The 14,360-nt window shown below is 55.8% G+C and carries 14 protein-coding genes; 4 read left to right on the top strand and 10 right to left on the bottom strand.

Annotation, left to right across the window (positions count from 1 at the left end):
- Positions 1-5: 5 nt before the first annotated feature.
- The 3 genes from AC097R_RS05915 to AC097R_RS05905 all read left to right on the top strand — a co-directional run bounded on the left by AC097R_RS05915 (position 6) and on the right by AC097R_RS05905 (position 2,490).
- Positions 6-1,193, top strand: coding sequence for an MFS transporter (locus tag AC097R_RS05915; RefSeq protein WP_479596667.1), 1,188 nt, complete (start codon positions 6-8; stop codon positions 1,191-1,193).
- A gap of 21 nt (positions 1,194-1,214) precedes the next feature.
- Complete coding sequence (locus tag AC097R_RS05910) at positions 1,215-1,919, top strand: phytochelatin synthase family protein (RefSeq protein ID WP_479596666.1); 705 nt, start codon at positions 1,215-1,217, stop codon at positions 1,917-1,919.
- A 64-nt stretch (positions 1,920-1,983) separates the two neighbouring features.
- The gene (locus AC097R_RS05905; RefSeq protein WP_479596665.1) at positions 1,984-2,490 is read left to right on the top strand and encodes a hypothetical protein; all 507 of its coding nucleotides are present in this window, start codon (positions 1,984-1,986) and stop codon (positions 2,488-2,490) included.
- A 72-nt stretch (positions 2,491-2,562) separates the two neighbouring features.
- Here AC097R_RS05905 and istB read toward each other — a convergent pair whose 3' ends face one another.
- From istB to AC097R_RS05890, 3 genes are all read right to left on the bottom strand, one after another.
- Entirely contained in the window at positions 2,563-3,324 is a 762-nt protein-coding gene (gene istB / locus AC097R_RS05900; RefSeq protein WP_479596664.1) for an IS21-like element helper ATPase IstB, read from the bottom strand.
- 2 nt (positions 3,325-3,326) lie between these two features.
- Positions 3,327-4,889, bottom strand: a complete 1,563-nt coding sequence (gene istA, locus AC097R_RS05895) for an IS21 family transposase (protein ID WP_479596663.1) — start codon at positions 4,887-4,889, stop codon at positions 3,327-3,329.
- A gap of 237 nt (positions 4,890-5,126) precedes the next feature.
- Complete coding sequence (locus AC097R_RS05890; protein ID WP_479596662.1) at positions 5,127-5,390, bottom strand: hypothetical protein; 264 nt, start codon at positions 5,388-5,390, stop codon at positions 5,127-5,129.
- A gap of 354 nt (positions 5,391-5,744) precedes the next feature.
- Between AC097R_RS05890 and AC097R_RS05885 the strand changes: the two genes are divergently transcribed.
- A complete protein-coding gene (locus AC097R_RS05885) occupies positions 5,745-6,428 on the top strand; it encodes a hypothetical protein (protein WP_479596661.1) in 684 nt (227 codons plus the stop codon).
- Here the strand turns inward: AC097R_RS05885 and AC097R_RS05880 are convergent.
- The 7 genes from AC097R_RS05880 to AC097R_RS05850 all read right to left on the bottom strand — a co-directional run bounded on the left by AC097R_RS05880 (position 6,374) and on the right by AC097R_RS05850 (position 14,326).
- The gene (locus AC097R_RS05880) at positions 6,374-7,366 is read right to left on the bottom strand and encodes an MCP four helix bundle domain-containing protein (protein ID WP_479596660.1); all 993 of its coding nucleotides are present in this window, start codon (positions 7,364-7,366) and stop codon (positions 6,374-6,376) included. The two genes, AC097R_RS05885 and AC097R_RS05880, sit on opposite strands and share 55 nt — an antisense overlap.
- Before the next feature lie 67 nt (positions 7,367-7,433).
- On the bottom strand, positions 7,434-8,870 hold the full coding sequence (locus AC097R_RS05875) for an aldehyde dehydrogenase family protein (RefSeq protein ID WP_479596659.1): 1,437 nt from the start codon (positions 8,868-8,870) through the stop codon (positions 7,434-7,436).
- 40 nt (positions 8,871-8,910) lie between these two features.
- Entirely contained in the window at positions 8,911-9,861 is a 951-nt protein-coding gene (locus AC097R_RS05870; protein WP_479596658.1) for a dihydrodipicolinate synthase family protein, read from the bottom strand.
- Positions 9,848-10,879 (bottom strand): c-type cytochrome, encoded by a 1,032-nt coding sequence (locus tag AC097R_RS05865; RefSeq protein WP_479596657.1) that lies wholly within the window; start codon positions 10,877-10,879, stop codon positions 9,848-9,850. Before AC097R_RS05865 ends, AC097R_RS05870 begins: the two co-directional genes overlap by 14 nt.
- A 4-nt stretch (positions 10,880-10,883) precedes the next feature.
- On the bottom strand, positions 10,884-12,080 hold the full coding sequence (locus AC097R_RS05860) for an L-rhamnonate dehydratase (protein WP_479596656.1): 1,197 nt from the start codon (positions 12,078-12,080) through the stop codon (positions 10,884-10,886).
- A gap of 38 nt (positions 12,081-12,118) precedes the next feature.
- Positions 12,119-13,153 carry a 4-hydroxythreonine-4-phosphate dehydrogenase PdxA gene (locus AC097R_RS05855; RefSeq protein WP_479598099.1) on the bottom strand — a complete coding sequence of 345 codons (1,035 nt, stop codon included), beginning with the start codon at positions 13,151-13,153 and terminating at the stop codon, positions 12,119-12,121.
- A 63-nt stretch (positions 13,154-13,216) separates the two neighbouring features.
- Positions 13,217-14,326: an ABC transporter substrate-binding protein gene (locus AC097R_RS05850; protein WP_479596655.1), complete on the bottom strand. Its 1,110-nt coding sequence runs from the start codon at positions 14,324-14,326 to the stop codon at positions 13,217-13,219.
- Positions 14,327-14,360 lie beyond the last annotated feature (34 nt).

Raw genomic sequence — 14,360 nt, 5'->3', positions numbered from 1 at the left:
AACTGATGGCAGACGCCGGCCGGACCCGCATTGTTCTGACCTTGGGCACGGCCCAGACCCTGGCTTGGGCGTCTACCTACTACCTGCCTGCCATCCTGGCGGCGCCCATCGCCGCCGAGTTGGGGATCAGCGTGGCCACAGTCTTTGCCGCCTTCTCGGTTGGGCTGGTCATTTCCGCGCTTCTGGGCACGCATGCTGGTCGGGCCATTGACCGGTTTGGTGGCCGCCCGGTGCTGGCATCCACCAACCTGGTCTTTGCTGCGGGCTTGATCGGCCTGGGCCTAGCCAGCGGCCCCATCGGTCTGTTTGCCGCCTGGATCGTGCTGGGTGCCGGTATGGCGGCCGGGCTGTACGAAGCCGCGTTTGCCACGCTGGTACGGATCTATGGGCATGACGCCCGCAACATGATTACGGGTATCACTCTGCTGGCGGGGTTCGCCAGCACCGTGGGTTGGCCGCTGTCCACCGCGCTGGATGCATGGATAGGCTGGCGGGGGACCTGCTTTGCGTGGGCAGGCCTGCATTTGCTGCTGGCACTGCCACTCAACCTGTCCTTGCCCAAGCTGGCGGATCAGGCGACTTCCAAGCCAACCGTCACGCCGCACGCTGGACAGCCTGGTAAAGACATTCTGCCGGGCGCACCGGTGCCCATCGGTAGCGCCGTGCTGCTCTCTCTGGTGTTTGCCATTACCTGGTTCATAAGCACCGCCATGGCCGCCCATTTGCCGACACTGCTTGCTGCCGGCGGAGCCACTTTGGGAGTGGCATTGACCGCCGGGGCGCTGATTGGACCAGCCCAGGTGGCCGGGCGACTGCTGGAGTTTGGCGTCTTGCGCCGCGTGCATCCGTTGATCAGCGCGCGGATCGCGGCCTGCCTGCACCCCATAGGTGCCATCGGCCTGGCATTGCTGGGCGCTCCTGCAGCGATCTTCTTTGCCCTCGTGCACGGCGCCGGTAACGGCATCTTGACGATTGCCAAGGGCACGCTGCCGCTGGTGCTGTTTGGCCCCCAGGGTTATGGAGAGCGACAGGGCTTGTTGATGGTTCCCGCACGACTGGCCCAGGCTTTGGCCCCATGGCTGTTTGGTGTGTTTATGGCGCAGTACGGGATCAATGCATTGTGGATCTCGACTGGCATCGGGCTGGTCGCAGCTGTTGCCCTGCTGCGTCTGGCTCCGGTTCAAACCCGTTAACCACAGCACACGGTAGCCGCTATGAACCACTGCGCTGTCGAAAACTGCTATCCCGTGGCGGAGACTGATGAAGCCCAGGCAGGGCTCTATCGGCGCCCGCTGCCGGAAGGACTCGTTGCCTTCTCTTCCCCGGCCGGCCGCACGCTGTTCCGTGAGGCTCTGCTGGCTGGCGGCATGGAAGGCTACTTTCCGCTGGCCGAGCAGTTCCAGACCCAGGTGGAGCCCACCTACTGCGGCATCAGCAGCCTGGTCATGGTGCTCAATGCGCTGGAGGTCGATCCCAAGCGGCTATGGAAGGGAGTCTGGCGCTGGTTCAGCGAGGACATAGCCGATTGCTGCGACCAACTGAGCAGCATCGAGGCCCAAGGGATCTCGCTAGAGGGCTTAGCCAAGCTGGCCCATTGCAACGGGGTCGCCGTGGAAGTGACACATGCGGAGCAAAGCTCAATCGCGCAATTCAGGGCGCTGGTTCAGATGGTGTGCGGCGGTGGCAGCAAGCAGGCCTTGATCGCTTCCTACTCACGTCAGGCGCTGAGACAAACTGGGGAGGGGCATTTCTCACCCATTGGGGGTTATCACGCTGAGAAGGATCTGGTCTTGCTCATGGATGTGGCCAGGTTCAAATACCCCCCTCATTGGGTCTCTCTACCGCTGCTGTGGTCTGCCATGGGCAGCTTGGACAGTGTGACCGGCAAGACCCGTGGTTATGCGAAAGTCTCTCGATAGTTGCTAGGTAAGCGCGGGCAGAGACAATGGCTAGGTTCGGCAATTCAAATGATGAAGGGGCGGTATGAAATTCGTCATGACGGCGTTCACGAACCTGGATCTTGCGTTGAAGCTGCTCGCGGTGGCCGAGGATGGTCAACTTACCCGTGCCAGCATCAAGGACGGTGAACCCATTACTTGGCAAAGCGGGAAGTCTTTGGTCGTGTTGCCAGATCAATCATTTGACTCGGATGGCGATTTCATCCTAGCGCTTCAGAACAATGTCACCATCGCATTTGGAGCAGCGGCGATCACGTTGAATGTGTGCCGCGAAGAGATTGGGATCAAATTGCCAGACCCGATCCAATCAGCGCACGACCATCTGGTAGCCCTCATCTACCAAATTAGAAACTGCTTCGCCCATGACATTGCTGAGCCAAAGTGGGTCATGGCTCCACGCTACCAACTGGTATATGACCTGGGCTACAAGCAAATCGACTTACGCGACGTAAATGGCAAACCATTTGAATACGATGACATAGGTGGGCTCGATACGCTGGCCGTGCTACGCCAGCGCATGATCGGGCAGTGAATACCCTTCGATACATACAGCGACCTCAAAAAGAAAAGGCCCCGCAAGGCCTTTGGGAGCCTCAAGGGCGGGCTACTTCGCCGCTGACCGGCCTTTCTTTGCAGTCGGGTTTCTGGACTTGCGCATCGATTCCCCGGACAGTTGCATGTGGTACGACCCATGGATGATGCGGTCCATCAGGGCGTCCGCCACCGTCTTGTTGTCAAACGCGTCGTGCCAGACATTCAGAGGGAATTGGCTGGTGAATAAAACCGAACGCTTGCCAATCTCGTTGTCGATCAGCTCCAACAAATCGTTCTGTGCCCGCTTGTTGAACGGCTCGATCCCCCAGTCATCCAGAATCAGCAGATCGAATTTCTTGATACTCGCCAATTTTTGACTGAATACTGCAGTGGCTCTGGCCGCCACCAGGTTCTCCATCAGCATGGGAACACGGACGAAATAGCAGGAAAGCCCTTGCCTGCAGGCCTGGTTGGCAAGCGCGCTGGCCAGCCAGGATTTACCGGTACCGGTTGGGCCGGTGATCACCAAGCTGTGTTGGCTCCTGATCCAGTCCAGCGAGCACAAGGTTTGAAACTCGGCCTTGTCCAGACCGCGTGGTGCCCGATAGTCCACATCCTCAATACTGGCGTTCTCCGGCAAGCAAGCCTTTTTGAGTAGCTGCCCGAGTCGCTTGTGATCGCGCAGCGTGATTTCATGGTCCACCATGCTCCGTACCCGATGCTCGAATGCGAGTTCATGGGCCGTGGGGGTGGTCAGTTGGCGCTCCAGTTCATCGGCCATCCCAAACAGTTTGAGGGATTGCAGTTTTTCAATGGTGGCGTTGTTCATCATGATCAGGATTCCGTTTCTGTGTTCAAAATGCGGTCGTAGTAGTGCGCGCCGCGAATGTTTTCGTGTTTCAAATCAGGGGGAGAGGCGTCAGGGGAGTCCTGGGCCAGCAGCTTGTCCAAGCGCTTGTCCAGAATGGCTCGGAGTTCTGGCATCCCGGAAACGCTGTTGGCCAGCGCATAAGCACAGGCCTCCTCCAGCCTCTGGGGGCCATGTGCTTTGGCCAAGGACTTCATGGACTGGGTGATGCGATACCCCATGTTCATGCCATGGACCTGCGCAACCTTGATCCGCAATAGCGCCTCAGTGCTGCGGCCGACAGTTGCAGCCCAGGAGCAGGCATCCTCTTCATTCCAACCCTGCACGGCCTGGTGTGCTGGCGGTCGATGCGCATCCAATGTGAATTTGCCCTCCGCCTCGTAGCTGCGCCGATGGGTCGCCAGAGAGTTGCCCTGGAAGATCAACTCCACCACCTTGTCCGTCATCCGGTATTCAAATTCATTGCCCCGCATCTGGTAGGGCACGCTGTAGTGGTGGTTATCAACCTTTACGTGATAGTCGATTCCTGCTCGTGCCTTGCCCCATTCGGCAAACTCATAGGGCGCTGACGGCAGGGGTTGCAGCGTGGGCAGCTCGTGCTCCAGCCAGCGGGTGTAGCGGCTTCCAGTCAATTTCTGGAAGGGCTTGCGATTCAGTTGTTCGAGCAATGCACGAATTTCCCGATTGGCTTCTTCCAGGGAGAAGAACTTGCGTTTGCGCAGTCTGAACAAAATCCAGCGCTGAGCCAACAGCACTGCGCCCTCTGCGCGTGCCTTGTCCTTTGGCCGATAGGCGCGGGCCGGCAGTGGCACAACATCGTAGTGTCGGCACATGGCCCGATAGCTCTCATTGAGTACCGGCGAAAACCTGTCAGCCTTGGTGACGGCGGCCTTCAGATTGTCTGGTACGACGATGCGCGAAGTGCCACCGAAATATTCAAACATGCGCACATGTGAGCCAAGCCAGTCACGGGAGCGTTGCGTCCAGGTCGCTTCGCAATAGGTGTAGCTGGAGCCTCCCAGCACACCAATGAAAATTTGCGCTGTGCGGATTTCTCCGGTGTGCGAGTCGGTGATGTCGATGGTCTGTCCAGAGTAATCGACATAGGCATTTTCTCCATAGACCTCGGTACGCCGCATCGATAGGCGCAATGAGCGCGTATAGGCCTTGTAGCGCTTACAAAAATGTGCATAAACGATGTGATCCTGGGGTGGTGCTTTCTCCAACCACTCGGTGTGCAAAGCAGCGAGTGTGGCACCGCGCCTTTGCATCTCCGCATGGATTTCGCTGAAGTCAATGGGAACACTCGTCCCTAGTTCGCGTTCCGGGCTGCTGGGTTTGGCAAACAGCAAATTCTCCAGTGCGGTGTCGTCTAAATCGGCCGGCAATGGCCACTGCAAGCCGACTTTTACGAACCGCGCCAGGTAGTCGGCGATGGTCGAATGGTGAAGGCCGGTGATGGTGGCAGTTCGTCTGTTTGAAAATCTTCGCTCGAAGCGATTGGTCAATACGTCGCGGATCTTCCGCATATTGATCCTCCTCTTGGTCATGGTTGGTTCTGCCTTTTGAGATCAGCAGGCACATCGCCTTAAGGACAACTACTGCACCAATCGCATGGGCGAGCAGCGTCCTCCGGGCGGGTTCGGTATTGACAGGGGAAGGGGGAAGGAAGATACTCAGACGCAGATCGGTGTCCAAAACCTGGTCCAAAGGGCTTGTGAGCTGCAATTCACAGGCCCTTTTTTTCTGCCTTCCTGCAGGCTAGGTCATAGCGTTTCTCCTTTTGCAGGTTGGTTGAATTGAGCGACGGCGCGCGCACGCTGTGTCGCAAGCCAGGCCGCCACATCTTTCGTCAAGGCAAACCTGCCACGCCGCTTTTCGATGCCGAAGATCGGTATGGGCGTCGTCTTTCGCGCGACCGCCTGGCGAAACGCCTCTTTGGAGGGGTAACCAAGCGCAATCCGCAAATGCTCCCCCGTCATCATGGGTCCATGCCGACTCGATAGCTCGTGCTCAAGCACTGCGGCCATGGGTTCAATGAAGTGGGGGGAATTCATATTTGGGTCACGCACAGTCACGCATTAATAGTGACTTGATGCTACCAACGACGCCCCACGCGCGCCACCTATGCTTTAGCCCTTAAAGTTGCTCTTTCTTGGGCTTGAATATGAGCGCAACCCATTGATTCATATGGAAATCAGTGGTTTTTCTTAATACTTTCATACAAACAAATAATGGTTTCGCGAGCACCAAAAAGGGACGAAGATGTAGACGCTGCCCGAACCATCTATTGGTTCTACTGGCTGGGCATTCGCTTGGGGACGCTCATACCGCGGGAGGTTCAACGTGCCATCGCGCCTGAAACGTTGAATCTCGATCTCCGTGTGGCGCCCATCAAAAACAGCAAATTCCTGGGCTACGAGAGGGGGGACCATGTTCCGCATCCAGCCTTGGTTTTGCAAGCAGAGGAAATCGTCCCCTGGTCCGGCCGGGTGTTGAACCATCCGCTGTGGAAAGTCCTGCGGTCAAAGGGCCCAATCAGGAAGAAAGCACTGCAGTGGATACAACAGCTTGATCAGGAGATCCAGGCGGCGGTGCTTGGGCCCTTCAACCAGATCGTGGGCGGCGCCAGTCGGCATACCTTGGGTTCACTGGAGCGTAGGGCCAGCTTGGATAGTCTGGCGGCGCTCACGATTCTTCTACGCCTGCGCCATGAAGAAAACGAACCTGAGTGGGTATGGCTTTATGCGCTCAGCATCTTCCGAGTCCTGCTCATGATTGGACCGCAACTGGAAGAACATGGGGTCGCGGACAGGGTGTTCGACCTCTATGTCCAGCGTGTTTTTAGCCTGGCAGTGTTGGAGAAGCAACGCATGGTCCCGGCCAAATATCAGTATGTGCAGTTTGCGCATCTCCTGGCGGAGTTGGTGGATCGCATGCAAAGCAAAGACCCGAGGGCGCTGAATCGGAGGATGCCAACCTTCTATGCAATCCAGATTCTGGATGGACGCTATCAACAAATTTTCAAGGAGTATTTTGAAATCCCGATAGTCAATACTGACCAGTAACAGTGGCGGTTTTGAAATGCGAACCGGTGGCGGGTTTCCAATGCCATTGTGTGGCGGTAATGCAATGCCACATGCTGGCGGAATTCATGCAAATACTCACTCAGATTGCCTTGTGCGATTTCAGCGGATGCCAGTGCCACGTGCCCCGCCCCCGCTTGCACCGTCGTCACAATTTCTACCAGTTTCTCCTGCATCAGGCCGACTTCTTTCAAAATTTCAGCCACCTCATCATGGCCGCTGAAGGCCACTGTCGAGGTCAAATCCCCCGTGCCAATTCGACTGACACAATGCTTGACTTGCAATAGTCCGCGAACCACATACTTCGCTACACGGACACTGGTAAACAACGAAACCAATAGGCCAAAGAGAAGAATAATTCCCCCTGACAGGTACAGGCGTTTAAAGCCCTGGTTCAAGCCGTCGTGGGCCTGTCGTGCCTCCTCCGCTTGCATATCAATGAGTCGCTGCGACTTGAGGTTCAGCTGATTCACAACATCCAGGAACTGGCTCTGCAACATTTCTCTTGCAGCCCCTACATCGCCCTCCGAACGGAGCTTGAGCATCTCTTTTTGTAAATTTCCCCAACCATCGATGAGCGTCTGGTGTGCCTTGAACTCAGGAGCCAGATCCACAGAGATTCCTTCGGCGGTGAGGGCGGCCAGATCCTCATTGATCCTCTGTGCCGAACTGGCAAGATCTTTTTGGAATAGCCCCAAGACTGTGCTGCCGTCCGAGAAACCAATGGCAATGGAACGCACAGAGTTTTGCCGAATCTCTTTCTCCAGAGCACCCAGTTTTTGGGTCAATGAGTTGGTCTTCAGGAGGCGGGCTGAGGCTTTGGATACCTCCGATATTTCGTACGCAGTGACTGCTGCAAAGGAAAAGAAAAAGAACAGAACCGTGCCGAACGCAAGGGTAAGTCTCTTGGCAATGGACATATGCATGGTTCCAACCCTTTTTAATGTGGACTCGGCTACATCAGGGATTTGTTCCTTGAACTAACGACTAGGCCAAAACATAGGATGTCTTCACCGTGGTGTAGAACTCACGGGCATAGGCACCCTGCTCCCGTGGGCCATAACTACTTCCTTTTCGTCCTCCGAATGGCACGTGGTAGTCCACACCCGCTGTGGGTAAATTCACCATGACCATGCCGGCTTGTGCGTGGCGTTTGAAATGTGTTGCGTGCTTGAGCGATGCAGTCGCTATGCCTGCCGACAAGCCGAATGGGGTGTCATTGGAAATAGCCAATGCCTCTTCGTAATTCTTGACACGAATGACGCTGGCCACAGGACCAAAGATCTCTTCACGATTGATCCGCATGGAATTGGTACTCTCCGCAAAGAGCGCGGGGGCCAGAAAATAACCCTCTGTCGACCTTTGGAGGCGTTGTCCGCCCAACACCAGCCTTGCCCCCTCGGACTTGCCGATTTCGATGTAAGAGAGATCCTGGTCCAGCTGCGCCTGCGACACCACGGGACCGATATCGGTGCCGATCTCGCAAGCATCACCGACTTTGATCCGTTCCATTCGCTTCTGCATCGCCTCGATGAAATCGGGATAAATCTTCTCGGTAACAATCAATCGGCTAGACGCAGTGCATCTCTGCCCGGTCGAATAAAAGCTGCTCTGAACGCTGAGTTCCACCGCTTGCGCTAGATCCGCATCGTCCAAAATAACTTGGGGGTTCTTGCCACCCATCTCCAGCTGCACTTTTTTGAGGCTCTGTGCGCAAGTCTGCGCAATGCGACTCCCCACTCCCACAGAGCCTGTAAAGCTGATCGCCGACACATCGGGATGATTGACCAGTGCGTCACCAATGATCCGACCCGGCCCCATCACCAAATTGAAGACTCCAGCAGGCAATCCGGAGCGTGAAATGATCTCTGCCAGTGCCCAAGCGCAACCTGGCACTTGGTCTGCAGGTTTCAAGACCACGCAGTTGCCAAACGCCAATGCGGGAGCCACCTTCCACGCGGGGATAGCAATGGGGAAGTTCCATGGCGTGATCAGTCCGACAACGCCGACAGGCTCTCGGGTAATTTCCACACCAATATGGGGGCGAACCGAGGGGAGCGTCTCACCTCCTAAACGAAGGCACTCGCCCGCATAGAACTTGAAGATGTGCCCCGCCCTGGTCACTTCGCCAATACCCTCTGGCTTGGTCTTTCCCTCTTCCCGCGCAAGCAGCGTGCCCAACTCTTCCTTGCGAGCCAAAATCTCATTGCCGATTTTGTCGAGTGCATCGGAGCGGGCCTGGATGCCTCCATAGCTCCACGCCGGAAAGGCTGCAAGGGCTGCGGCGACCGCAACATCCACATCCTCTGCATCCCCCTGGGTGAACTCTCCGATCAGATCGGACAAGTTGCTGGGGTTGAGATTCTGGCTTGTCGTGCTTCCCGCAACCCATTCGCCATTGATATAGTTTTTAAAGATAGTCATGAAGCTCTTCACTTTGTGGTTGTCTCGGTGGTGTTTTTATCTATCGTGACCAACGCAGCACCAGAGGGTCCAAGCGCTTGGCCGTGTCCAAAAGCCCACGGCGGACCTCCGGGTGCATGGACGGAAATGGATGGCGCGGCGCATCAGAAGCGATGACGCCCCCCGCTTGCATCAATGCTTTGGCCGTGAGAATGCCCCCCTGGCGGTTCTCATAGTTAATGAGAGGGAGCCAACGCTGGTACGCCTGCGTAGCGGCATCCACATCGCCAGCCATCCACGCATCCATGATCTGACGAATGCCATCTGGAAATGCACCACCCGTCATGGCCCCGGTGGCGCCTGCATGCAGATCAGGCAAAAGGGTGATCGCCTCTTCACCATCCCAAGGTCCTTCAATTGCTGTCCCACCCACTCGAATCAGCTCACGCAACTTGGATGCAGCGCCCGGGGTCTCAATCTTGAAATAAGCAACGTTTTCAATCTCTCGGGCCATGCGCGCCAAGAACGCCACTGACAAGGGGGTGCCACTCACAGGGGCATCCTGAATCATGATGGGAATGTCAATGGCGTCAGAGAGACGTGCATAGAACTCATAGATCTGTTCTTCTGGAACGCGGATCGTGGCGCCGTGGTACGGTGGCATCACCATGACCATGGCAGCACCGGCGTCTTGGGCGCGCCTGCTGCGCTGGGCGCACACCTGCGTAGCAAAGTGCGTGGTTGTCACGATGACAGGGACGCGTCCCTTGACATGCTCCAAAATGGTGGATGTCAGCACGTCTCTTTCGGAATCTGAAAGCACGAACTGCTCTGAGAAGTTGGCCAAAATACAGAGCCCGGTCGATCCGGCATCGATCATGAAGTCAACACAACGTTTTTGACTCTCCAGGTCCAGTTCGCCGAACTCGGTGAAAGTGGTAGGAACGACGGGGTATACACCTCGGTAGCGAGGCGAGGAAGGAGAAATCATCTGCGCCTCAATAGTTTTCATTGACGTTCTTGAACGGGCCAAACTTGGCGCGCTGATACGCCTTGGGTTGGTCTACAAAATGCTCGGGAATCGCGAAACCTTGTGGACGCAAGGCTGCATCGGTGTACAGCTTTATGCGATTGGGATTCTGACCACGCGGAGTGCTGTCGTCGTTGATATATGCCGCAATATCAAGTGCTTGTGCAGGGGTCAGCTGGGGCCTGTCGGCTTGCGTTCCAAAAGGCATGGACGCGCGTATGTACCGTGCCAACAGTGGGATGGCAAACATATGCCCTGCGTTGTCGTAGGTGTCGTTGCCAGCCAATGGGGGGAACAGGTAACCAGCGCCGGTATCAAAGTCGGATTTGCGTTGTCCGGTTGCGTCGGCACCATGACAACTCTGGCACTTGCTTGCATAAAGCACTTTTCCGCGCGCCGGGTCCGCGGTTCGCCCAATTGCCTTCATGGGAAGTAAACCCACCCCCACCATGGCGCGCTCTGGTTGTGCCTCTGAGTTCAACCATCGCAAGTAGGCCATGATGGCCTGGAACTCCGGCTTGTCTACCGTCATCTTCACCGGTGCCGAACCGAACATGCCCAGTGCACGTTGCTCCAGCGAAATGATTTTTCCCGATTTGGTGTCAAAGCGCGGGTAGTCGTTCACAGCATTCACAAGCGCGAGCGCGAACTTCTTGGTGCCAGGCAAACCCGATGGCCCTGCCTGGTGACAGTTGACGCAGTTCAAACTGTTCCAGTTCAGGCGTTTGCTTTCATCGGGTGCGCGGTTGCCAACACGCTGTGACGTATGCAGCATCAGGTCTATACCTTCACGTATAGCGTCTCCCTCCGGGCCCGCCGGAATCTTGGCAGGATCCGGCTCGCGCCAAGGCTGCTGAGGGCGACTGGCATATCTGCTCAGCATGGCCTGTGCATCTTCAGTGGACAAGGCATCACCGACCTTGTGAGGGGAAACGTCGTTTGCGTGGGAGACCTCTGCCACCAGAAGCAGGGCGCACAGACAAAACAATAGTTTGCTCATGACGCTACTCCGTGATGATGAAGTGTTCCAGGTACTCAGTCTTCAGCGTCAAACCGAGTCCCGGCTTGTTGTCATCCAATTGCAGAAACCCGTTCTCCGCTGCAGGATCTCCATCAAAGATGTAATAGAACAGCTCGTTGCCGACCTCAACATCAAAGATAGGGAAGTACTCGCTGATGGGGCAGTTCAAACTGCTCATCGTGAGGTGGTAGTTGTGCATTTGCCCAGCGTGTGGGATGACCGGTACGCTGTAGGCCTCGCAAAGCGCATTGATCTTGTGCGCCATCGTGATACCGCCCACCCGGTTGGTGTCGTATTGCACGACAGAGACGGCTTTGCGATCCAGTAACTGCTTAAAGCCATACAGGCTGAATTCGTGTTCACCGCCAGAAATCGGAATGCTGGTGAGCTGGTTCAGTTCAGCGTATCCATCAATGTCATCGGCAATGACGGGCTCTTCCAGCCAGCGCGGCTGGTACTTCTCCAGCTTGGGCAGAATTCGCTTGGCGTATTCCACATTCCAACCCATATAGCATTCCAGCATCAGGTCGTTGTCATACCCAATGACTTCGCGAACCGCCTCCACTGACTTCAGGTTTTCAACTACACCCAATTGGCCATGGGCGGGACCATAGCCAAAACGCATCTTGAACGCCTTGAAACCCTGGTCTTTGAACTTCTGCGCTTCTGCCTGCATCTCCTTCAGATCGGTGCGGTACAGCTTGCTGTAGTAGCAGGGAATTTTTTCCTTGGTGCGGCCACCCAACAACTTGAAAACGGGCTTGCCCACGGATTTGCCTAGGATGTCCCAAATGGCGATATCGATGGCAGAAATAGCCGCCATGCCTACACCTTTGCGCCCCCAAGCCTGCGTCGCGCGGTACATGCGTTGGTTCAGGTACTCGTAGTCCCATGGATCCTGGCCCAGAACGAGTGGGGTCAGGTATTCGTCGATGATGGCCTTGGCAATGCGAGGTGCCAAGGCCACGTTGCCCAAGCCCACAATGCCGTCGTCCGTTTCCACTTCCACGACCGTCCAGCAGTGAAAGCGGAATGTGTTCATGGTGTCGGCCCCAGCGGCATGCTGGTTGGCCTTGTTGTCATACACCAGATCCATGGCGTTGGAACAGAAATTCCCTTGTGGAGGGACAGTCTTGCCCTTCCATTCATAAACACGTGCACGTACAGATTTGATTTTCATGGGAACCCTGATTGAAAAATAAAATGATTCGAAGCGATTTAGGCTGCAACTTGCTCTCGCAAACGGGCCAGGCCCATACGGCAAGCGATCTTGAAAGCATTCGCTGTGGCGTCTACATTGGCTTTGCCCTTGCCGGAGATATCAAAGGCAGTACCGTGCGCCGGGGTCGTAATGGGTATAGGGAGGCCACCTTGAACCGTCACGCCCTGAGAGAAGCCCATTAACTTGATGGCAATTTGGCCCTGGTCGTGGTACATCGTCACGATCGCATCGAGCTCTCCATCGCGCGCTTTGAGGAAGATGGTGTCGGCTGGAAAGGGGCCTTGCACAGGGATACCCATGTGAGCGAGCGCGGCTACAGCTGGCGCGATGATGTCGATCTCTTCCCGACCGCATGTCCCGCCGTCACCGTTATGGGGGTTGAATCCGGCGACTGCAACACGAGGAGAGACATTGCCGTTGCGTTGTAGCGATTTGTAGATCAACGATGCGGCATCGATGATGCGCTGCTTGTCCAAGTATTTGGGAACGTCCTTGAGAGGGACATGCGAAGAGATTCGCGAAGTCCACAAACCGTTCAGTGTGTTGAATTCACAAAAGTAACTCTTGACGCCGAGGTGCTGTGCAAAGTGATGCAACTCATCCTCATGTTTGAGCCCCCCAAGTTTCATGGAGTGTTTGTTCAGAGGTGCAAACGTTATCGCATCGATATGGCCCGCCAAAGTCGCGTCCATGCAGCGGTCCAGCACAGACAACACCGAGGCGCCAGCTGCGGCTCCAGGCTGGGACCTCGTCACCTGCGAGGCATGCACTGTGTCCGTCTCCAAAAATGCAGGCACAGATAGCATGGTCCGATCACGCACCTCGGCGAAGTCGGCCACTGGCGCAGTTTGAACCTTGACACAAGCTATTGCCTGCCCCTCTTCCCACAGCCAACGATCACCAACCAATACGACGTTGGCCAAACGCATTAAGTCTGCACGCGAAAGCAGCTTGGCCACCAATTCAGGGCCAATGCCAGCAGGATCCCCCAGTGTCACAGCGACTACGGGTTTGAGAGCGGTTTCTGTCATATCAGTCTTTTTTTGTGAGTTGGAAAATTGGGCTGCAACCATGTGCGTTGCAGCCCGTCTGGGTTACTTCGCCCAGATTTTTTTGTACTCGTTGCGATAGCCGTTGTCTGGATCGAACAAGTTCTTAGGGCCACCGTCTTTGCCGACGTTGTCAGCAGTCACCAAATGCACTTTTGGGATGTAACCAGACCAGTTGACTTTGTTGAAGGCGCGGTTCAACTCATCCACAATCTGCCAGCCCTGCATGTTGAGCGGCTCTGGCACCGTACCGGCTTGATAACGCTTGCTACGAATACGCTGGTACGCGGCTTCAGAGCCGTCACCGGCAGAAACAGCTTTGGGGCCACCATCTCCTTTTTTGCCTGCTGCAGCCAAGGAGCTGCCCATGAAGTCAAAATACAGATCGTTGATGGCCAAGGAGTGTGTCCATTTGTCACCGAAGCGCTGCAGCAACGAGGTGGTCAACTGCGGCATGCGGGTAGAGCTTTCAGCAATAGGACTATCCTCAAAGCTCAGAACTGTGCACCCGCCACACTTCTTGATAACGGCTTCCATGGCACGGGCTTTGTAGACCGCAATGGCGTATTGCGAGTCAGTAAAAATCACCACACCGGCCTTGCCACCCGAATCAGCCACAGCAGACAGCGCGGCCACTTCGGATACGTCGTCCGCTGTCGTGGTCACGTTGGTAAACAAACCTGCAGTCGCATTGGGGCCTGGTTTTTCACCAGAATGCCATCCCACCAACGGGATACCGGCTTTGGATGCACTTGCGAAAGCCACCTTCTGTTCTGTGGTGTCAAAGCCACCGACAACGATGCCCCCGGGCTTCAAAGCAAGGGCCTGATTCAGCGCCGCTGTGCGCGCACTGACGGACCCTTGACCATCGAGAACACGAACTTTCCAACCAATGGCGGCCGCAGCTTCTTCAACACCTTTGGAAACACCCAAGATGCCACCGTTCTTTAAGTCTGCTGCGACAAAGACAATGGTCATGCCTTCCGAAGCCTTTGGACCTGTCGTGGGGCCGTCCCAAGTGCTCTTAGACATAGTTGCTACTTCGACTTTTTTCTTTGCAGCGTCCAAAAATTCGTCAGCCAATACGTGGCTAGAAAAACTTGCTGCAGTCAGTGCAATCGCAATCGCTCCAAGGCGAAAATTGAGTCTTTTCATTGTTGTCTCCAAAATAGTCTTTGTTTCAAGGGAA

The sequence above is a fragment of the Rhodoferax sp. ZS1R25 genome, assembly GCF_056521335.1.
Note: the sequence above shows the minus strand (reverse complement) of the source record. Positions and strands in the feature narration are given on the sequence as shown.